General features: G+C 54.0%; 17 protein-coding genes and 1 pseudogene. 9 read left to right on the top strand and 9 right to left on the bottom strand.

The features are described from left to right. Position 1 precedes the first annotated feature (1 nt). The 7 genes from AC0VXT_RS08930 to AC0VXT_RS08960 all read left to right on the top strand — a co-directional run bounded on the left by AC0VXT_RS08930 (position 2) and on the right by AC0VXT_RS08960 (position 5,377). Entirely contained in the window at positions 2-583 is a 582-nt protein-coding gene (locus AC0VXT_RS08930) for an OmpH/Skp family outer membrane protein (protein WP_475548341.1), read from the top strand. Then, positions 583-1,602 (top strand): UDP-3-O-(3-hydroxymyristoyl)glucosamine N-acyltransferase, encoded by a 1,020-nt coding sequence (gene lpxD / locus AC0VXT_RS08935; RefSeq protein WP_475548342.1) that lies wholly within the window; start codon positions 583-585, stop codon positions 1,600-1,602. The genes AC0VXT_RS08930 and lpxD overlap by 1 nt, the downstream gene beginning before the upstream one ends. A gap of 11 nt (positions 1,603-1,613) precedes the next feature. Further along, a complete protein-coding gene (fabZ, locus tag AC0VXT_RS08940; RefSeq protein ID WP_022732362.1) occupies positions 1,614-2,063 on the top strand; it encodes a 3-hydroxyacyl-ACP dehydratase FabZ in 450 nt (149 codons plus the stop codon). A 2-nt stretch (positions 2,064-2,065) separates the two neighbouring features. Next, positions 2,066-2,869: an acyl-ACP--UDP-N-acetylglucosamine O-acyltransferase gene (gene lpxA, locus AC0VXT_RS08945; RefSeq protein WP_022732361.1), complete on the top strand. Its 804-nt coding sequence runs from the start codon at positions 2,066-2,068 to the stop codon at positions 2,867-2,869. Beyond that, complete coding sequence (locus AC0VXT_RS08950) at positions 2,850-3,698, top strand: LpxI family protein (RefSeq protein WP_475548343.1); 849 nt, start codon at positions 2,850-2,852, stop codon at positions 3,696-3,698. The genes lpxA and AC0VXT_RS08950 overlap by 20 nt, the downstream gene beginning before the upstream one ends. Next, the gene (gene lpxB / locus AC0VXT_RS08955) at positions 3,695-4,861 is read left to right on the top strand and encodes a lipid-A-disaccharide synthase (RefSeq protein ID WP_475548344.1); all 1,167 of its coding nucleotides are present in this window, start codon (positions 3,695-3,697) and stop codon (positions 4,859-4,861) included. Before AC0VXT_RS08950 ends, lpxB begins: the two co-directional genes overlap by 4 nt. A 75-nt stretch (positions 4,862-4,936) precedes the next feature. After that, on the top strand, positions 4,937-5,377 hold the full coding sequence (locus AC0VXT_RS08960; protein ID WP_022732358.1) for a VOC family protein: 441 nt from the start codon (positions 4,937-4,939) through the stop codon (positions 5,375-5,377). 91 nt (positions 5,378-5,468) lie between these two features. Here the strand turns inward: AC0VXT_RS08960 and AC0VXT_RS08965 are convergent. Together AC0VXT_RS08965 and gltX are read right to left on the bottom strand one after the other, a co-directional pair. Beyond that, positions 5,469-6,777: pseudogene (locus AC0VXT_RS08965) on the bottom strand (citrate synthase). Positions 6,778-6,888: 111 nt separating this feature from the next. Beyond that, on the bottom strand, positions 6,889-8,295 hold the full coding sequence (gltX, locus tag AC0VXT_RS08970) for a glutamate--tRNA ligase (RefSeq protein ID WP_475548345.1): 1,407 nt from the start codon (positions 8,293-8,295) through the stop codon (positions 6,889-6,891). 315 nt (positions 8,296-8,610) lie between these two features. Here gltX and AC0VXT_RS08975 point away from each other — a divergent pair, with 315 nt between their 5' ends. After that, on the top strand, positions 8,611-10,587 hold the full coding sequence (locus tag AC0VXT_RS08975) for a ComEC/Rec2 family competence protein (protein WP_475548346.1): 1,977 nt from the start codon (positions 8,611-8,613) through the stop codon (positions 10,585-10,587). A gap of 152 nt (positions 10,588-10,739) precedes the next feature. Here AC0VXT_RS08975 and lexA read toward each other — a convergent pair whose 3' ends face one another. The 5 genes from lexA to AC0VXT_RS09000 all read right to left on the bottom strand — a co-directional run bounded on the left by lexA (position 10,740) and on the right by AC0VXT_RS09000 (position 14,529). Then, complete coding sequence (lexA, locus tag AC0VXT_RS08980) at positions 10,740-11,447, bottom strand: transcriptional repressor LexA (RefSeq protein ID WP_102782798.1); 708 nt, start codon at positions 11,445-11,447, stop codon at positions 10,740-10,742. Positions 11,448-11,596: 149 nt separating this feature from the next. Next, complete coding sequence (moaC, locus tag AC0VXT_RS08985; protein WP_475548347.1) at positions 11,597-12,076, bottom strand: cyclic pyranopterin monophosphate synthase MoaC; 480 nt, start codon at positions 12,074-12,076, stop codon at positions 11,597-11,599. Between the two features lie 18 nt (positions 12,077-12,094). Beyond that, positions 12,095-12,892 carry an indole-3-glycerol phosphate synthase TrpC gene (gene trpC, locus AC0VXT_RS08990; RefSeq protein ID WP_475548348.1) on the bottom strand — a complete coding sequence of 266 codons (798 nt, stop codon included), beginning with the start codon at positions 12,890-12,892 and terminating at the stop codon, positions 12,095-12,097. After that, positions 12,889-13,923, bottom strand: coding sequence for an anthranilate phosphoribosyltransferase (gene trpD / locus AC0VXT_RS08995; protein WP_475548349.1), 1,035 nt, complete (start codon positions 13,921-13,923; stop codon positions 12,889-12,891). Before trpD ends, trpC begins: the two co-directional genes overlap by 4 nt. A 33-nt stretch (positions 13,924-13,956) precedes the next feature. Then, on the bottom strand, positions 13,957-14,529 hold the full coding sequence (locus tag AC0VXT_RS09000; RefSeq protein ID WP_475548350.1) for an anthranilate synthase component II: 573 nt from the start codon (positions 14,527-14,529) through the stop codon (positions 13,957-13,959). A gap of 245 nt (positions 14,530-14,774) precedes the next feature. Between AC0VXT_RS09000 and AC0VXT_RS09005 the strand changes: the two genes are divergently transcribed. Then, positions 14,775-15,962 (top strand): divergent polysaccharide deacetylase family protein, encoded by a 1,188-nt coding sequence (locus AC0VXT_RS09005; RefSeq protein WP_475548351.1) that lies wholly within the window; start codon positions 14,775-14,777, stop codon positions 15,960-15,962. Between the two features lie 93 nt (positions 15,963-16,055). Here AC0VXT_RS09005 and trpE read toward each other — a convergent pair whose 3' ends face one another. Together trpE and AC0VXT_RS09015 are read right to left on the bottom strand one after the other, a co-directional pair. Then, positions 16,056-17,552 (bottom strand): anthranilate synthase component I, encoded by a 1,497-nt coding sequence (gene trpE / locus AC0VXT_RS09010; RefSeq protein ID WP_475548352.1) that lies wholly within the window; start codon positions 17,550-17,552, stop codon positions 16,056-16,058. Between the two features lie 92 nt (positions 17,553-17,644). Next, positions 17,645-19,537, bottom strand: coding sequence for a peptidyl-prolyl cis-trans isomerase (locus tag AC0VXT_RS09015; protein ID WP_475548353.1), 1,893 nt, complete (start codon positions 19,535-19,537; stop codon positions 17,645-17,647). Positions 19,538-19,789: the final 252 nt, after the last annotated feature.

Here is a 19,789-nt window from a genome sequence, read left to right on the forward strand (position 1 = left end):
CATGAGCATTATGAAATCGATCCGTAACGTCGCGTTCGCTGTTGCAGTTATCTCGGGCATCGGTTTGTCAACCGAAGTTCGGGCGCAAGATGCGCTTTCGACGGAGACGCTTGCAAACGTCATGATCGTCGATATCGACGGTATCTTGCGTAAATCATCGGCAATGCGCGACGTCAATAAGCAGCTTAAAGAGCGTCAGCAGGCCTATCAGCAGGAAATCGAAACCCGCCAACAGGCCCTGCGTGAAGAAGACAAACAAATGGCTCAGCAGCGAACCCTGCTTGCCAACGATGTCTTTCAGGAAAAGCAAAAGGCCTTTCAGCAGAAAGTTGCCGATTTTCAGAAATTCGCACAGGGACGGAACCGCGTACTTGACGAAGCACGTGCGGTTGCCAACGGCACGTTTCAGAAAAAGCTGATTGAAATCGTTGCCGCACTGGCCGAAGAACGTAAATCAACCTTGGTTTTGCGTAAAAGTGAGGTCATCCTCCATGCCAAGGGGATGAATGCATCGGCTGAAATCCTCAACCGCATGAATGCGCAACTGCCAACTATCCAGGTTGAATTCAAGGAAGGCTCGTAATGGCTGATCCGCGTTTCTTTCATCGCAAAGGACCGTTCAGCGTTAAGGACATCGCTGAGCTGACTGGTGCGACCCCGGTCAATGCACCGGACGCGGAACGCCGTTTTGATGATGTCGCACCGCTGCAAATCGCCGACAGCACAATCCTGAGCTTCTTTGACAATCGCAAATACATTGATGCGTTTGTCGGAAGTAGCGCTGGTGCGTGTTTCGTGCGTCCCGAATTTGCAGATCGCGCCCCCAAAAACATGGTGCTTTTTACGACCGATGATCCCTACCGCGCCTATGCCAAGGCCGCAACCGCGTATTATCCATTTGAAACGGGTAATGGTGTCATTTCGGATCGTGCAGTGATTGATCCAACGGCCAAGCTTGGCACCGGGGTTCAAATTGATGCCTGTGCCGTCATTGGTGCCAACTGTGAAATCGGTGACGGCACAATCATTGCGTCCAACGCGGTGATCGGGGATGGCGTTGTTATTGGTTCGGGCTGCAAGGTCGGTGCCGGTGCAACCATCAGCCACAGCCTGATTGGCAATCTGTGCCTGATTTATCCCGGTGCACGTATCGGTCAGGATGGTTTTGGTTTTGCCATGGGTCCGCAAGGCCATGCAAAGGTTCCCCAACTTGGCCGCGTTGTCATCGGCAACGATGTCGAAGTCGGATCAAACGCGACGATCGACCGCGGGGCAGGACCCGATACCGTGATCGGGAACGGGTGTCGTATCGACAATCTGGTGCAAATCGGCCATAACGTCGAACTTGGCATGGGCTGTGTTATTGTGTCCCAGGTCGGGATTTCCGGTTCGACCAAGCTTGGCAATTTTGTTGTTCTTGCCGGTCAGGCTGGCATAACCGGGCACCTTGAAATCGGCGATGGCGCCAAAGTTGCTGCGCAATCAGGTGTCATGAAAAATATCGGACCGGGTGAGACCGTGGGCGGAAGCCCCGCTGTCCCGGTCATGGACTATCATAAGCAGACGGTGGCCTTGTCGCGTCTGATACGAAAAAAGAAATAAGGACGATACGCATGACCGAACTGTTAAGTGTTGATATTCAGCGCATTATGGAAATGATTCCGCATCGTTACCCGTTCTTGCTGATCGATAAAGTAATCGATATTGCCCCGGGTGAGTCGGCGACCGGCATCAAAAACGTCACGATGAACGAGCCGCAGTTCACCGGTCATTTCCCGCAGCAACCAATCATGCCGGGCGTTCTGATTATCGAAAGCATGGCGCAAACGGCGGCCATTCTTGTTGTTCAGACCCTTGGTGAGGGTGCCGAAGGCAAACTCGTCTATTTCATGAGCATCGACAGTGCCCGTTTCCGCAAACCGGTAACGCCGGGGGACGTCATGCACATTCACGTGGTCAAAAAACAAAGCCGTGGCCCGGTCTGGAAATTCGAAAGCCAAGTCAAAGTGGATGGGCAAGTTGTTGCCGAGGCCACAATCGCCGCGATGATCCGGGATAACTGATAATGTCAAAAGTGCATCCAACCGCCGTCGTCGAAGATGGCGCGCAGATTGGTCAGGATGTCGAAATCGGGCCCTATTGCGTGGTCGGCCCGAAGGTTGTCTTGGGGGACCGGGTAAAACTGCACAGCCATGTGGCAATGGCGGGTGTGACAACCCTTGGCGACGAATGTGAGGTCTATCCGTTCGCCTCTGTCGGCCATGCCCCGCAGGACCTTAAGTTCAAGGGCGAACAAAGCCGCCTGATTGTTGGCAACCGTACCAAAATCCGCGAGGGTGCCACCCTTAATCCCGGCACCGAAGGCGGCGGGATGGAAACCACAATCGGCGATGATTGCCTTTTGATGACCGGGGCCCATGTCGGTCACGATTGTCATGTCGGGAACCATTGCATTCTGGTCAATAACGGAACCTTGGCGGGCCATGTCCTGGTCGAGGATTTCGCGATTGTTGGCGGTCTGTCGGCGGTTCACCAGTTTGTCCGCATCGGCAAACACGCCATGATCGGCGGCATGACCGGTGTTGACAGCGACGTGATCCCGTATGGATCGGTGATTGGCAACCGGGCCTATCTTTCCGGTTTGAACATCATTGGCCTGAAACGGCGCGGGTTTGATCGTGAAACGATCCATTCCCTGCGCAAAGCCTATCGCCTGCTGTTCGCACAGGAAGGGACGCTTGCCGAACGTGTCGAAGAGGTCTCCAAGGATTTCGAGGGCCTCGGTCCGGTGATGGAAATCATCGACTTCCTGAAAGCAGAAAGCATGCGTTCCGTATGCACACCAAAATATGACAGCTCCTCAGGATAATTCGCCGCCGAAATTGGGCATCATTGCGGGGGGCGGCGCGCTTCCGGCCCGTTTGGCTGCTGCTGCCAAGGCTGCCGGGCGGGCTGTTTTCGTTGTGATGCTTGAGGGTCATGCCAATGACCCGACGCTTGAAAGCTACCCACAAACCACCTTGCGTCTTGGTGCGGCGGCTAAAATCCTTGATGCCATGCGCGCAGAGGACTGCGTTGATATTGTGTTGGCAGGCAAGGTCGCACGACCAAGCTTTTCCGCCATGCGGCCTGATTGGCGCGCCACCAAACTTCTGATGAAAGTCGGCATGAAGGCGCTGGGCGATGATGGGCTCTTGCGTCTTGTTGGTCAGGAACTGGAACGCGAAGGTTTCCGGCTGATCGGGGCGCATGAAATCCTGACCGATTTGGCGGTCGAAGAAGGCGTTCTTGGCACAGTTCAGCCAGATGAACAGGCGATGAGCGACGCCAAACACGGTCTTTCAGTGGCCCGGATCCTTGGTCAGGCCGATGTCGGGCAGGGCTGTGTGGTTCAACAAGGACTTGTTCTGGCCCTTGAGGCGATTGAGGGCACCGATGAAATGCTCCGCCGTTCTGCGCTTTATAAACGCGAAGGCGTCGGTGGTGTTCTGGTGAAATCGGCCAAGCCGCAACAGGACAAACGCCTTGATCTGCCGGCCATTGGACTGAAAACCATTGAAGAATCTCATAAGGCAGGCCTGCGTGGCATCGCACTTCTTGCCGGTGGGACCATGATCATTGATCGTGAGGCGGTTTTGGCCCGTGCTGATGCGCTTGGGATGTTTGTCGTTGGTTTGCGCGCGGATGATGATCAATGACCAATCAGACCGTTTCTAACGGCCCTAAGATCATGCTTGTTGCCGGTGAAGCATCCGGCGATCAGTTGGGCGGGCGTTTGATGGCTGCCATCAAGGCACAGGCACCCGATGCGCGCTTTATCGGCGTTGGTGGCCCGCGCATGGAACGCGAAGGCCTAAGCAGCCTGTTTCCGATGAATGAAATGTCGGTCATGGGCCTGACGGAAGTCGTGCCGCACATCCCGCATCTTCTCAAGCGTATTTCACAGACCGCAAAATTTGCCCAAACCGAACAACCCGATGTCGTGGTGACAATCGATGCCCCCGATTTCAGTTTTCGTGTTGGTAAGAAGTTAAAGGGCAAGGGCATCCCGCTTGTCCATTATGTCGCACCCTCTGTCTGGGCATGGCGCGAAGGGCGCGCGCGCAAAATTGCCGGTTTCCTTGATCATCTTTTGGCACTTCTGCCGTTTGAACCGCCCTATTTCGAAAAAGAAGGCCTGCCAACCACCTTTATTGGCCACTCAGCCGTCGAAGAGCGCCACGATGGGGATGCAGATCGTTTTCGGGCCAAGCATGGTCTGAGCGACAAAACAAAGCTGCTCGCTGTTTTACCGGGCAGCCGCAATTCAGAAGTCAAACGTCTGTTGCCTGTGTTTAAGACCGTGATCATGGACATTGCGGCCAAATATCCTGATACACGCATCGTCGTGCCAACCGTAGCCAAGGTCGCCGATACGGTAACCGCGGAAATGAAAGATTGGCCACTGTCGCCAATCGTTGTTTCAACCGATCAGGAACGTCACGATGCGTTTGCCGCCGCGTACTGCGCCTTGGCGGCATCGGGCACGGTATCTTTGGAGCTTGCCATTTCCGGCGTGCCCCATGTTATTGCCTATCAGGTGAACGCAATAACCGGCTGGATTGCCAAACGCCTGATCAAGATTGATACGGTAACCATCGTCAATTTGGTGCTGGGGCGTAAGCTGATCCCCGAATTCCTGCAAGATAAGTGTCGGCCGGGCAATATTACACCCGTACTTGATGGCTTGCTCGGAGACAGTCCGATCCGCCAAGAGCAGAAGGACGGCTTTGACGAAGCCTGCCACCTGTTGGGGTTTGGCGGGCGTGCGCCAAGTGAAAAGGCCGCCGAGCAGATTTTGAAAATCATCGCCAAAAAATAATCGACGCAGGGTGGCGTTATCGCCTGATAACGCATAGTTTCACGTCATTGATCACTTCATGACGGAGACATTGTTATGCGTTATTTGCACACGATGGTGCGTGTCGAAAATATCGATGATTCGCTGAAATTTTATTGTGACCTGCTCGGCATGAGCGAAACCCGCCGCATCGAAAGCGAGCAGGGGCGTTTTACCCTGATTTATCTGGCACCGCCTGCTGATGTTGACAGTGCCAAGGCAACCAAGGCACCGGAACTTGAACTGACCTATAACTGGGATCCGGAAAGCTATTCAGGCGGTCGCAACTTTGGCCATCTGGCCTATGAAGTTGATGACGTCTATGCGCTCTGCCAGAAACTGATGGATGCCGGTGTGACCATTAACCGTCCGCCCCGCGATGGCCGGATGGCATTTGTACGTTCCCCTGATGGCATTTCCATCGAGTTCCTGCAAAAGGGTGAAAACCTCAAATCAGCTGAACCATGGGCCAGCATGGAAAACACCGGAAGCTGGTAAAACACCGTCGCTTCATACGTTAGATGCAAGAAAGGCCCGGAAAAATCCGGGCCTTTCTTTTTGTTCAGATCGCGTCTGTGGTCGCCGCGAATTAACGCTTGTCGACCGGAACAAACGGACGTTCTGCGACGCCGGTAAACAGCTGACGCGGACGACCGATTTTCTGCGAAGGATCTTCGATCATTTCTTTCCACTGGGCGATCCAGCCGACGGTACGTGCAACCGCAAACAACACGGTAAACATGCTGACCGGAATGCCCATCGCCTTAAAGATGATGCCCGAATAGAAATCGACGTTCGGATAGAGTTTCTTCTCGATGAAGTACTCGTCTTCACGTGCAATGCGTTCAAGTTCCTGCGCAACGTCAAGCAACGGATCGCTGACGTTGAGTTCTTTGAGAACTTCGTGGCAGGTTTCCTGCATGACTTTGGCGCGCGGATCGTAGTTTTTGTAAACGCGGTGACCAAAGCCCATCAGGCGGAACGGATCGTTCTTGTCTTTTGCTTTTGCAACATATTCCGGGATGTTTTTAACATCGCCGATTTCGTTGAGCATTTTAAGAACGGCTTCGTTCGCACCACCATGTGCCGGTCCCCAAAGGGACGCGATACCAGCAGCAATACATGCAAACGGATTTGCACCCGAAGAACCGGCAAGACGTACGGTCGAGGTCGATGCATTCTGCTCATGGTCGGCATGGAGGATCAGGATACGATCCATTGCTTTGGCCAGAACAGGATTAACAACATACTCTTCGCACGGGTTGCCAAACATCATCTGCAGGAAGTTTTCCGCATAACCGAGTTTGTTGTTCGGATAACGGAACGGCTGACCGATCGAATATTTATATGCCATCGCTGCGATGGTCGGCATTTTCGCAATCAGGCGATATGCCGAAATCAGACGCTGCTGCGGGTCATTGATGTCGGTGCTGTCATGATAGAAAGCAGACATCGCGCCAATAACACCAACCATAATGGCCATCGGATGCGCATCGCGGCGGAAGCCGTTATAGAAATTGCGCATCTGTTCATGCACCATGGTGTGCAGGGTGATGTCGGTTTCGAACTGTTTCTTTTCGGTGGCGTTTGGCAACTCGCCATAAATCAGCAGGTGGCAAACTTCCAGGAAGTCTGAAGTCTTCTGCAAGATCGTCAATCGCATACCCACGATGGCGCAGGATACCTACATCGCCATCAATATAGGTCAGCTCGGACTGGCAGGAGCCGGTCAACGTAAAGCCAGGATCGTATGTGAAAAATCCAGTTTCAGCATAGAGTTTACGAATGTCGATAACATCCGGTCCTACGCTACCCTTAAGCACCGGCATCTCGATCGACTTGCCTGTGGCGTTGTCGGTCAAGGTTACGGTGTGGGAAGTCTTGGAATTATCAGCCATGACTATTTTTCCTTCCCTGTTTGAACGAACACGGTTTCAAGTTGAATGCAGCATAATGCTGCGGCGCACCAAGCGCAAACAGACTATTAACTTTTTCGTTATTCGCTGTTGTTATGCATCGAAATGTCGGATGCGTTTCAGCGTTTGCTCTTTGCCAAGCACGATCATTACGTCGAAGATGCCTGGTGAAGAATTGGAACCTGTGAGCACCGCCCGCAAGGGTTGCGCGACTTTACCGAGTTTAAGATCGAGTTTTTCGGCAGTTTCGCGGACACTTGCGTCAACGTTCTCTTCGGTCCAGCTATCAAGCGCTTCGAGACTGTTGGCCAGTTCAGCAAACAGACCTTCGGGTGCGCTATCAATGAGGGACTGAGCTTTCTCGTTAAATGACGTAACGCCATCCGTAACGTAGAAGGCCGAAGAACCGGCGAGCTCGATGAGTGTCTTAGCCCTTTCTTTAAGGCCTGACATGCCATTGATCAAGATTTCTTTTTGCGCTGCATCAATTGCATCGCTTCCAATCAGGGCCGCAACCCGTTGGGAAATCTCGTCTACTAGCCTCTTGTCATCTGCCTGGCGCATGTAGATGCCGTTAAGGTTTGTCAGCTTCGCGAAGTCAAATCGCGCCGCACCCTTACCGACATCGGTGATGTCAAACCACTCAATTGCCTGCTCCTGGGAGATGACTTCATCATCACCGTGGCCCCAGCCAAGGCGCAGCAGATAGTTGTTAACCGCTTCGGGCAGGAAGCCCATTTCATCGCGATAGGAATCAACACCTAACGCGCCATGACGTTTGGAAAGTTTTGCACCGTCCGGGCCATGAATAAGCGGAATATGGGCAAATGTTGGAACATCCCAACCCAGTGCGTCATACAAAGCTTTCTGACGGAATGCGTTGGTCAGATGATCATCGCCGCGAATGACATTGGTGACACCCATGTCATGGTCATCGACAACAACTGACAACATATAGGTCGGCGTGCCATCGCCGCGCAGAATGACGTAATCGTCAAGCTGTTCGTTGCCAACCCGGACTTCGCCCTGCACCTGATCATTGATCACCGCATCGCCTTCTTGTGGCGATTTCAGCCGCACGACAGGCTTGATGCCCTCGGGGGCGTCAGACGCATCGCGGTCACGCCACGTGCCGTCGTACTTCATCGGACGGCCTTCTGCGCGTGCTTTTTCGCGCATGATGGTCAGTTCTTCGGGCGAGCAATAGCAATAATATGCCTTGCCTGCATCCAGAAGGGATTGGGCAACCTCGGCATGGCGGTCGCGACGGGCAAACTGGAAAGTCGGCTCTTCGTCGGCGGTCAGGCCCAGCCAGTTCAACCCGTCAAAAATAGCCTCGACAGCTTCAGGGGTTGAACGTTCGCGGTCAGTGTCTTCGATACGCAGCAAGAACTTGCCGCCAGTATGTTTGGCATAAAGCCAGTTATAAAGGGCGGTACGTGCGCCGCCGATGTGTAAGAACCCGGTCGGGGACGGGGCAAAACGGGTAACAACCGTCATTCAATATATCCGTTATTTGGATGTTGTCGCTTGTCGCAAGGACTTTTGGCGTGCAGGCTATAGCACAAATGACACGCTGTTGCACCACAGCCGATGTTAGATAGAAACTAACCGTCGGGTAGGCTATTGGACATTCGTCGAAGACAGTTCAGTGGAATATTGAAAAAACAATATCTTGTGGAGGTACCTTCACAGATTGCATCGGCTGTTGCACGTCAAAGAAATAAATGGTTCCTGTCATCGGTTCTCTTCTTTGGGTTGGGATGTGCGCTGTATTTTTGTCTCCCTGCGCGTATCTGGCCGCATCAGGCTGGCTTGGCTTTGATTCTTTTGCTGTGCGGATTTTGGCGGTCCCGCCGCCGGGCCATGGTGGCGTTTATCCTGGAATCGGTGGCATGTCTTGTTGCCGGACTTTTGATCGCCGCTCTTCATACCCAGGCCGGGTCAACGAATCTTCTGACGCGGACGTTGTATTCAACCACAGTGACCGGCGTGGTTTCTGGTCTTGAACCGCGTGGCAGCCGATTGCGCGCAACCATCGATCCAACGCATATCGACGGTTTGGATCAGGATGGTTTTGATTGGAAAGTGCGGATCAGTTTTCTCGGCGATAGCGATCTTGCGATTGGCGATCAGATATCGGCCAAGGCCCGCCTGTTTCCATTGCGCCCGCCGTCCGTGCCCGGTGATCCCGATTTTGCCCGCAATCTTTACTTTAGTGATATTGGCGCAACCGGTTTTGCCTTTGGTCGTCAATTCGAAGTGTCTCGATCCCAAAGTGATAAATCTAATGAAATCAGTTCATTATTAAGTTATTTCGAAGTTTTGCGACAAAACGTATCGCGCAGGATTGACGATGGTATGCGCCCCCCGGAAGCCGGAATTGCCAAGGCCCTGATCATTGGTGAACGGGGTGATGTCCGGCCCGATATTGCCGAAGATTTGCGAAAATCCGGACTGGCCCATCTTTTGGCAATATCTGGCCTGCATATGGGGCTTCTGTGCGGAACGGTATTTTTCCTGATCCGCTTGGGCTTGGCGGCAGTCCCAACGATTGCCTTGCGTTATCCGATCAAGAAATGGGCCGCCGTTGGTGCGATGGTGGCCGGGCTGGTCTATCTCGGATTATCCGGCGCGACCGTTCCGACCCAACGGGCATATGTCATGCTGCTTGTGGTTTGGGTTGCCTTGCTACTGGATCGACGCGCCATTTCGCTGCGTCTGGTCGGGGTGGCTGCGGTGATTGTTTTGCTCTTGCGACCGGATGTGGTTTTGGGCGCAAGTTTTCAGCTTTCCTTTGCCGCTGTCGGCGCGCTGGTTGCTTTTTATGATGGACCGGGACGGCGTTGGCTTGACGGGCAGGGAGCCCGACCATGGTTTGAACGCGTGATGGTCTATCTGGTCGGGCTTGTCATCACGGGCATCATTGTTACCGCTGTGACGGCCCCGATCATTGGCTATCACTTCGGCCGGATATCGGCCTTGGGCGTGGTGGCAAACCTGATTGCCATACCGGTAATGGCGTTTTGGATCATGCCATTGATTGTTGCCGCACTTGCCCTGATGCCCTTTGGGTTGGAATACCCCGTACTGTGGTTGATGCAGCCCGGTTTGACCGTTTTACTTGATACCGCATCCGGGTTGGGCAGTGTCGAATGGGGATTATGGTACGTTGCGGGCCTTGATGCCGTGGCGGTATCTTGCGCGATGTTAGCGCTAACATGGTGCGTGATCTGGCGGGATCGCTGGTTGGTGTTACCTGTGATCCCGATACTGATCGCGGGGATAATCATTCAATCGCGCCATCATTCACCCGATATTCTGATTTCCGGGGACAGGGAAAGCTGGGCGGTTTTTGATCGCGACCAACAGGTTCTCCACATCCCGCAAAAACTGTCTTCATTTCAAAAATCCCTATGGATGGCACGGTTTGGGCTGCGTCCTGAAAATGAAGACCGGCATCTGCAAACATGTGCCAATGATCCGTGCCGTGTTGTGATGGGGGGTGATGTAATGGGTGGTGATGGGCAAAAGACCATCGTGATCGCCAACACATTCGCCAACCCGTTCTATGCCTGTCGCAATGCCGATATCGTGGTCGATCTCAAAAGTGATCTGCCCCAAACCCAATGCCGCGCAGCAGGGGCTGATATTCTGGTCGATGATGATGTGTTGTGGTGGCAGGGCGGAGTGACCATTGATCCGGACAATCATGAAAACCCGGTGAGATCGGTTCGAACCGAAACCGGCGGCTGGCCATGGATTGTCATTGGTGGCAGGATTGCCCGCTGAGCCGCACCGGAACCGGCAAAACAGCCGGTAACAAACAGCACGAAACCACCAAAAAAGTAATCATCATACAAATAAATTTCGCCCGGCCTTCATCAAAGCCGGGCGAAACAAAAATGGATGTATGTATGGGGCAGAGCTTAGTCTGGCTTGCCTTAGTACTGGCGCAAAAGTCCCACCAGACGCCCCTGAATACGAACCCGGTCCGGTGACAATGATCGGGTCTCATAACGCGCGTTGGCAGGTTCAAGCATGACTTCACCGCGGCCGCGTTTAAGGCGCTTAAGGGTCGCTTCACTGTCATCGACCAGGGCAACGACGATGGTGCCGTCATGGGCCTGCTCGCACCGCTGGATCAGCACCGTATCGCCATCAAGAATCCCGGCATCAATCATGGAATCGCCTGAGACCTCAAGCGCATAGTGATCACCAGCCCCCAGAAGGGCGGCGGGTACCTGAACCATCGTGCTTTGATCGCGCAGCGCCTCAATCGGGGTACCCGCAGCAATCCGGCCATACAGCGGCAGCGAAATGGCGTCACTGTTGTCAGAAAAGGCCGTCGGGACCGTTGTTGGCCGATGCGGGGTTTTGCGCGCACTGGCAAGCGATGTCACATTGTTCGGGGTCTCGGGCGCATCATCATCGCTGTTTTCCGGCAGGCGCAAGACCTCAAGTGCCCGTGCGCGATGGGCAAGGCGGCGGATAAACCCGCGTTCCTCAAGCCCGGTAATCAGGCGATGAATGCCCGATTTGGATTTAAGGTCCAGTGCCTCCTTCATTTCATCGAAAGAGGGCGAGATACCGCGATCGCGAAGGTAATTGTCGATATAGACCAGCAATTCATATTGCTTGCGCGTCAGCATGATATTTTCCGAACCTGTAACAAGAACAAAAAGAATACATAGATGTTCTACTTTAGTTCTTTTTACAGGTCAAGCGCATCGATATGATTTCACATCAAATCTGTCTAATCGCCATCATTATTCAAAATATGTGAATAATCGAATGGGGTCTAATCGGCGACGAAGGTGCCTGATTTGCCACCTTCTTTTCGGGTCACACGTAGATCAGTAATCTGCATGCCCTTATCGACCGCCTTGCACATGTCAAACACCGTCAGTGCCGCAACAGAGGCGGCCGTCAATGCCTCCATCTCGACCCCGGTTTTACCCGTGGTCTTGCAGGTGGCGGTAATATCAACCGCATCAACGCCGTCAACCAGTTCAAGATCAACCGTCACCGATGTCAGCGGCAGGGGATGACAGAGCGGGATCAGATCCGGGGTTTTCTTGGCCCCCATGATCCCGGCCAATTGGGCGATGGCAAGAACATCCCCCTTTTTGTGGCCGCGTTCGGCAATCAGTTTCGCTGTTTCGGGCGACATCAAAACGCGGGCCTTGGCAACGGCAATGCGGGCAGTCTCGGCCTTGGCCGAAATATCGACCATCACCGCGTTACCGCCTGCATCAATATGGGAAAGTTTGTCTGCCATAAAACTGTCCGATCCCAATCAGGCCGTGTGGCCAAGTAGTGTGCGGGTAGCCGTGGCAACGTCGTCCTGACGCATCAGGCTTTCGCCAATCAGGAAGCATTGCGCGCCGACCTTTGCCATGCGCGACAAATCATCTGGTGTGAACAGACCGCTTTCGGCGACCAGCAAACGGTCCGCATCAACCATGGCGGCCAGTTCTTCGGTGGTGGTGAGTGACGTTTCCATGGTTTTGAGGTTGCGGTTGTTGACCCCGATCAGACGCGACTTAAGCTTCAACGCCCGTTCAAGTTCCGGAGCGTTGTGGACTTCGATCAAAACATCCATGCCAAGCGCACGGGCCGCATCTTCAAGCTCAGCAGCCTGTGCATCTTCAAGGGCCGCCATGATCAGCAAGATGCAATCGGCACCCAGTGCACGCGCCTCGGTCACCTGATAGGGATCAATCATGAAATCCTTGCGAAGCGCCGGAAGATCCACAGCAGCACGCGCAGCGACCAGATAGCTGTCATCACCCTGGAAATACGGCGCATCGGTCAAAACCGACAGGCAACTCGCCCCGCCAGCCTGATAGGCCTTGGCGAGTTCCGGCGGATTGAAATCGGCGCGAATAAGTCCCTTTGAAGGGGATGCCTTCTTGATTTCGGCAATCAGGCCATAGCGACCATCGGCCACCGACGTCTCAAGCGCCTTGATAAACCCACGTGGTGCAGACTGTTCATTGGCCGCAGCTTCAAGGGAACCAAGCGTCGTGCGCGCCTTGCACGCTGCAACGTGATCGCGTTTGTCGTCACATATTTTGGTCAGTACGTCGCTCACGCTGCGTTTCCTTCGTTGGTGATCGTAACAAGGCCCTGCAGCGTTTCTGCCGCCTTGCCGCTATCAATGGCGTCGGCAGCCTTTTGAATGCCGTCTGCAAGGTCGCTTGCGATATCGGTGACCACAAGGGCGGCACCGGCATTCATCAAAACGATATCGCGATAGGCACTTTTCTGACCGGCCAGAAGGTCAAGAATGGCTTTGGCATTCACATCGGCATCGCCACCCTTAAGTGCATCAAGGGTTACGGTTTCAATGCCATAGTCATCGGGGCTGATTTCAAAGGTCGTGACTTTGCCATTTTTGACTTCGGCACCAAAAGTCGGCCCGGTGGTTGAAATTTCATCAAGCCCGTCATGACCATGAACAACCCATGCATGTACCGATCCCAAACGGTTCAGCACATTGGCAATCGGTTCGACCCATTCACGGGCGAAAACGCCGAGAACCTGACGTTTTGTCTTGGCCGGGTTGGCAAGCGGGCCCAGAAGGTTAAAGATGGTGCGTGTGCCCATCTCAACCCGGGTTGGCATGACATGGCGCATGGCCGAATGGTGACGGGTCGCCATCATGAAACAAAGATTGATGTTTTTAAGCGCCTTTTCCAGAAGCGCCATGTCGGCGTCAATATTAACACCAAGCGCCATCAAAACATCCGCTGATCCCGATTTGGAGGATGCGGCACGGTTTCCATGTTTGGCAACGGTCGCACCGGCGGCTGCGGCCACAATCGCGGCTGCGGTTGAAATGTTATAGGTCCCGCTGCCATCGCCACCTGTGCCGCAGGTATCAACCGCGTTTTCAGGTGCGATAATCCCGGTCGCCTTGGCGCGCATGACGCGGGCCGCCCCGGTGATTTCATCGACCGTTTCGCCGCGAAGGCGTAACCCCATCAGGAACGCGCCCATCTGCGATGGGGTAGCCTGACCCGACATCAGAACGTTAAAGGCCTGTTCGGCCTGTTTTTCGTTCAGCTTTTCGCCAGTTGCGACTTCGGCCAATATGGCCTTGAGATCATAATCAGTTGACATACAGGTGTCCTCGGTTTGCGGTCCGGTGCAGGGTCATGCGCCGGTAAAATCGATAAAATTCTTTAATAATGCGTGGCCATGTTCTGACGCGATGCTTTCGGGATGGAACTGAACGCCATGAATTTGATGGGTTTTATGACGCACCCCCATGATCAGACCATCTTCGCTTTCGGCGGTAATTTCAAGGCAATCGGGCAGGGTGTCGCGTTCAATGACCAAAGAATGGTACCGTGTTGCCGTAAACGGACTGGGCAGCCCGTCAAACACACTTGTCGCGTTGTGGTTCATGGCATCGGTTTTACCATGCATGCAGTTTGGCGCACGGATGACCTTGCCGCCAAAGGCCTGACCGATTGATTGATGGCCAAGGCACACGCCCAGAAGCTTAACCCTACCCGCGGCTGCCTTGATCAGATCAAGGCAAATACCCGCCCGTTCCGGATCACAGGGGCCGGGTGATATCACAATGCCTTCGGGGTTCAGTGCAAGAGCCTCATCAACCGTGATTTCGTCATTACGGCGCACTTCGACCTCGGGGCCGAGTTCGCGCAGGTAATGCCACAAATTGAAGGTAAAGCTGTCGTAATTGTCGATGAGGAGATACATCGCGAGAAAGGCCTATGCATATTCAAGGTCGCCAGAGAATAAACGCACCTGCGGCCACGTCAAGCGGAAGCAGGATAAGGATTTTTTCGCCTGCATGGGGTGGTGATGGTCCGGGGTTAACAGGGTGCTAACCAGACGCGGTGTAAAAGCAGCAAAACAACAGCCGACAGGGTCGGCCTATAATCACCATATGGGTAGCACGATCCGGTAAACGAGGCCGGGCAAACAAGACTGGAGACGACCACGTGGCACGTCGGGCACAACCCGCCAAACGTAAAAAGGCGGCACCCAAAAAAACAACCCGCAAGAAGTCTGCGCCGAAAAAGAAATCGGGCGGTATCGGTCGCTTGATGCTGGGCGGGGCTTTTGTGGCCGGGACTCTGTCGGCGATCATTGCGGTTGGCAGTATGCTTGAACTTGACCGCGCATCGGATGAATTTGGTCGTGCCGTCGATCAAAAGGCCCCGGATTATACCCTGGCCGAACCGGCCCCGACGCCAAAACTGCGCAAGGACTACAAGCTTTCGGAAGACACACCTACACGCGGTCGGACGGGCTATCTTGTTGGCAACGAGGAAGAAACAGAAGGTGCTGCGCCTGAAACGGCAGCAGTACCAAAACCACGTGGCAACAAACCGGAACCAGATATTCTTCCCGGTGACAGTGGATCAGATCACGGTGTTGCGCCAGACAGTGACAGGAATGCGCCGTGGCGCAAATATGCCGCCCTTGCCCCGAATGCCGGAAATGCGCCGGTGATTGCCATTGTCATTGATGATGCGGGGCTTGACCAACCGCGTACGGCACGCACGGTTTTGCTTCCCGGACCGGTCACCATTTCATATCTGCCCTATGCCCGCGATTTGCAGCCACAGGTCAATGCCGCGCGCAAGGCAGGACACGAAGTGATGCTGCATATGCCCATGGAGCCATCGTCGGCATCGGTTGATCCGGGGCCGCATGCCTTGTTGGCCAAGTATGACCGGCAAAAGATTTTAAACGAAATGACATGGATGCTGGATCAGTTTGACGGTTATGTCGGGGTTAATAACCACATGGGCAGCAAATTCACATCCGACCCTGACCGCATGAAGATCGTCATGGAAGTCATGAAGTCGCGGGGTTTGATGTTCCTTGATTCACGCACCAGCGCCAAATCGGTTGGTTTTTCAACCGCCAATGATTTCGGTGTGCCGGCCATCACCCGTGATGTATTTATTGATGATGCCGATGATGACGCCAAAATCGCTGATATGCTGGCAAGAATAGAGCGGGTTGCCGCCAAGCAGGGCTACGCCATTGCCATTGGCCATCCACGTGACCGAACGCTTAAAGCACTTCGAAACTGGATTCCATCGCTCAAAGCCAAGGGATTTGTGCTTGTCCCGGCGACAGAGGTTCTCAGGCGTACAACGCAAAGTGCGACAGGCTAGCCGCCGGACTGACAACAATCATCCATTTACCACAAAGGGCCGCATTCATGATGCGGCCCTTTGTGGTGCGAAATCGTTCTGAACTAAATGGTCTTAAGCAAACCGATGGGCTTCGCGGGCCGCAGCCATAAGCGCGCCTGCCTTGTTTCGGCATTCCTTGTCTTCGAGTTCGGGTTGGCTGTCGACAACGATGCCAGCCCCGGCCTGAATGTGGATTTGTTCATCCTTGATGACGGCGGTGCGCAGTGCGATACAGGTATCCATTGAGCCATCGGCGGAAATATAGCCAATACACCCGGCATAAATACCGCGACGGACCGATTCCAGTTCATCAATAATTTCCATGGCGCGGACTTTTGGCGCGCCCGAGACGGTTCCGGCGGGGAAACCTGCCTTAAGCACGTCCATCGCATCATATTTTTCGTCAACTTCACCCACGACGTTGGAAACGATGTGCATGACGTGGGAATAATATTCGATCTTTTCGCGGTCGGTGACGCGCACAGTTCCGGGTTTTGACACCCGACCCACATCGTTGCGGCCAAGATCAAGCAGCATCAGATGTTCCGAGCGTTCCTTGGGATCGTCCAGAAGGTCCTGCGCCATGACTTTGTCGTCTTCGGGTGTATGACCGCGGCGGCGGGTACCAGCAATCGGGCGAATGGTGACTTCGTTATCGCGCAGGCGCACCAGAATTTCCGGGCTGGCGCCAACCACCTGAAACCCGCCGATATCGAGATAGAACATGAACGGCGACGGGTTGATCCGGCGCAGCGCACGATAAAACGCAAAAGGCGGGAGCTGATAGGGCAACGTGTAGCGTTGTGACAGCACCACCTGGAAGATATCGCCTGCGCGGATATATTCCTTGGCCTGATCGACCATTTTATGGAACCCGGCTTCGTTGACGCTGATCTTGGGGGCGGGCAGGGTGTCGGGCACCGATTTCGAACGCCGGTCGATAAACAGATTGCGCTGAAACTGTAAAACCACGTCATTGAGGCGCGCACAGGCCAGATCATAGGCCGCATCGGCGCTTATGCCGTCTTCAGGACGCACCGGGGTTACCACGGTTACGGTGTCTGCGATGGTGTCAAAGCTTGCCGTGACCGTCGGGCGAATGAAAATGCCATCAGGAACACCAAGTTCATCCTTGTTGCTGTCGGGTAGCTTTTCCATCAGACGCACGGTGTCATAGCCCATATAGCCGACAAGACCGGCACTCATGGGGGGCATATTGTCGGGCAGGGTAATGTGGCTTTCAGCCATCAGCTTTTTCAAGCTTTCGAGCGGGGCGTCTTTTTCGGCAACAAATGCGTCGGCATCGGCCATGGCACGCCGGTTGAGTTCGGCGCGATCGCCAAAGCACCGCCAGATCAGATCGGGTTTCAGGCCAAGGAACGAATAACGCCCGCGAACAGCGCCGCCTTCAACAGATTCAAGCAAATAGGTGTTGGGCATGCCGTCGGCAATTTTAAGGAAAGCCGAGACAGGTGTATCGAGGTCCGCGGTGAGCGCTGTCGAGAGAACCTGCGAAATGCCGTTTTCATAGTTTTGCTTGAATCTGGTGAAATCCGGTTTGATTTCCATGGGGATGTCCGATTTCCGGTCTTGTGGTGTGGGTGGGTTTTTATAAGAAAAAGGGCGGCCTGTTTAAACAAGCCGCCCTTTGCGTTGGATGATCAGTTTGCCGCGGCGGGCGCATAAAGCTCGTTGATCACGCTGTTGTTGATGCTGACCGAGATTTCCTCGTTCAGGTAATCAAGATACTGCGCGAGGATGTCCTGATTGATGGCTTGTTTAAGCTCATCGGTGACAGGGGCCGCATCAGCGGTATCCGTATTGGCAGCCTTGATGTCATCAAGTTTGACGATGATGACGTTATCGCTGGTCTGGAGTGCTTTGGCCTTGCCATCCTCAAGCGAGAACAGGGCAGCGGCAACAGATGGGCTAACGTCATCGTTAAGTCCATTGCCGTCACGTTTGGTCAGGCCGCTTTGTTTGACTTCCGCACCATCATTGGCCGCCGTGGTGGCGATGTCAGCACCTGTGTTGTTGATGTCATTGGCCAGTTCTTCGGCCTTGGCAAGCATCAGGCGTTGACGTTCATCGGCTGTCCAGGCGGCCACAACCTCGTCACGTACGTCCTCAAACGGACGCAAGGCTGACGGGGTGATCTCGTTTACCCGCAGGACATAGCGTACGCCGTTTGCAGTTTCTTCAAGCAGGCTTTCTTCGCCACCTTCGAGTTCAAAGATTTTGGCGTTGATTTCATCCGAACCATCGATGGTTTGACCGGCCAGACCTTCGCCCCGGACAACGCCCGACAGGTCATAGGTTTTTGCCCCGACCTCGCGTGCGGCATCTTTGATCGGGGTGCCTGCACCAAGTTCTTCGTCGAAGGTGACGGCAAGATCATAGATCGCGTCTTCGGCTTTGAACTGTTTCAAGCCATCAACAACAGTGTCGCGAACGTCATCAAGTGACTGGGTTTTGCCAGCTGTGATCGACGGAACGCGCAGGATGTGCCAGCCAAGAGCGGTTTCAACCGGTTCGGAAACACCACCTTCAGGCAGATCAAAGGTTGCATCGCGCAAATCAGGAAGAATGTCATTGGCAGTGAATTCACCCAGATTAACCATAGAACTGTCCATGTCGGCTTCTTTGGCGACATCCATGAAGTCAGCGCCTTCTTGCAGACGTTTGTAAGCGTCTTTGGCAGTCTGTTCTTCGTTCGGTGCAAACAGGATCTGCTGCACGGTGCGTTTTTCCGGTGTCTGGAATTCGGCAATGCGCTGGTTATAGGATTCGAGGATTTCTGCGTCGGTCACGTTGATTGTGCTGATCAGATCCGCAGAAGACAGTGTCGCCAAGGTGACGTCACGGGTTTCAGGTGCGGTAAACTGCGGGGCATTGTCTTCGTGATATTTGCGAAGGGTGGCGTCATCGGCGGTTGCGATGTCGTCAAACTCTGCGCGGTTAAGGGTAAAGAATGACCCCGAACGCTGTTCGTTCCGATATGAAACGATCTGCTGTGCCATAATTTCAGGAACTGCGGCAGTGCCGGTCAGGCTACCAACGATCTGCTGGCTCATAAGGTCGCCACGCACGCCGTCGATGAATTCCTGTTCCGTGTAACCTGCGGCATAGAGCGACTGCATGAAACGATCACGGCTGAACTGGTTGGTTGCCGGGTCTTTGAAATTGTCCGACGCAAAGATGGCGTCACGGACTTTTTCATCGCTGATGCCAATGCCCTTGTCGCGTGCGTCTTCACGCATGATCTTCTGGGAAACCAGTGACTGAACCGTATTGTTCAGGAGGCCCATTTGCACGGCCTGCTGCTGGTTGAAGTTCGGACCAAACACATTACGCATGTTCTGAACACTGCGCTGGAAAGCGCGGTCCAGTTCGACGGGGGTGATCGACTGATTGCCGATTTCCGCGACTTGACGTGATGTTCCAAGGTCAAGCATGGACGCATTGAGGCCCCAGCCGACGAAGCTCAATGCAATCAGGCCAAAGATGATTTTGGCAAAGATTGATTTCGAAAATTTGCGAATGCCAGCAAGCATATGAATAAGCCTAACAATTCGTGGTTTGGTGTCGAAATGGTGTCTCGACAGGTTATAATTTTGTCCGTCACGGTACGGAGCCCGGTTCGGAATTGTCGCGCATCTTAATGGCGAGAGGTACCCCCGGCAACATCCGATTACATAGAACAAATAAGCAGGACAAAACAAGGGCCATATCACCACCGTTTCCGGGGCTTGGCGCAGAGCATGCCGCGTGCTAGAAACCGCGTATCAAGATAGAATGTAACGGAT

It is taken from the genome of Thalassospira sp. Z349TD_5 (assembly GCF_056173045.1).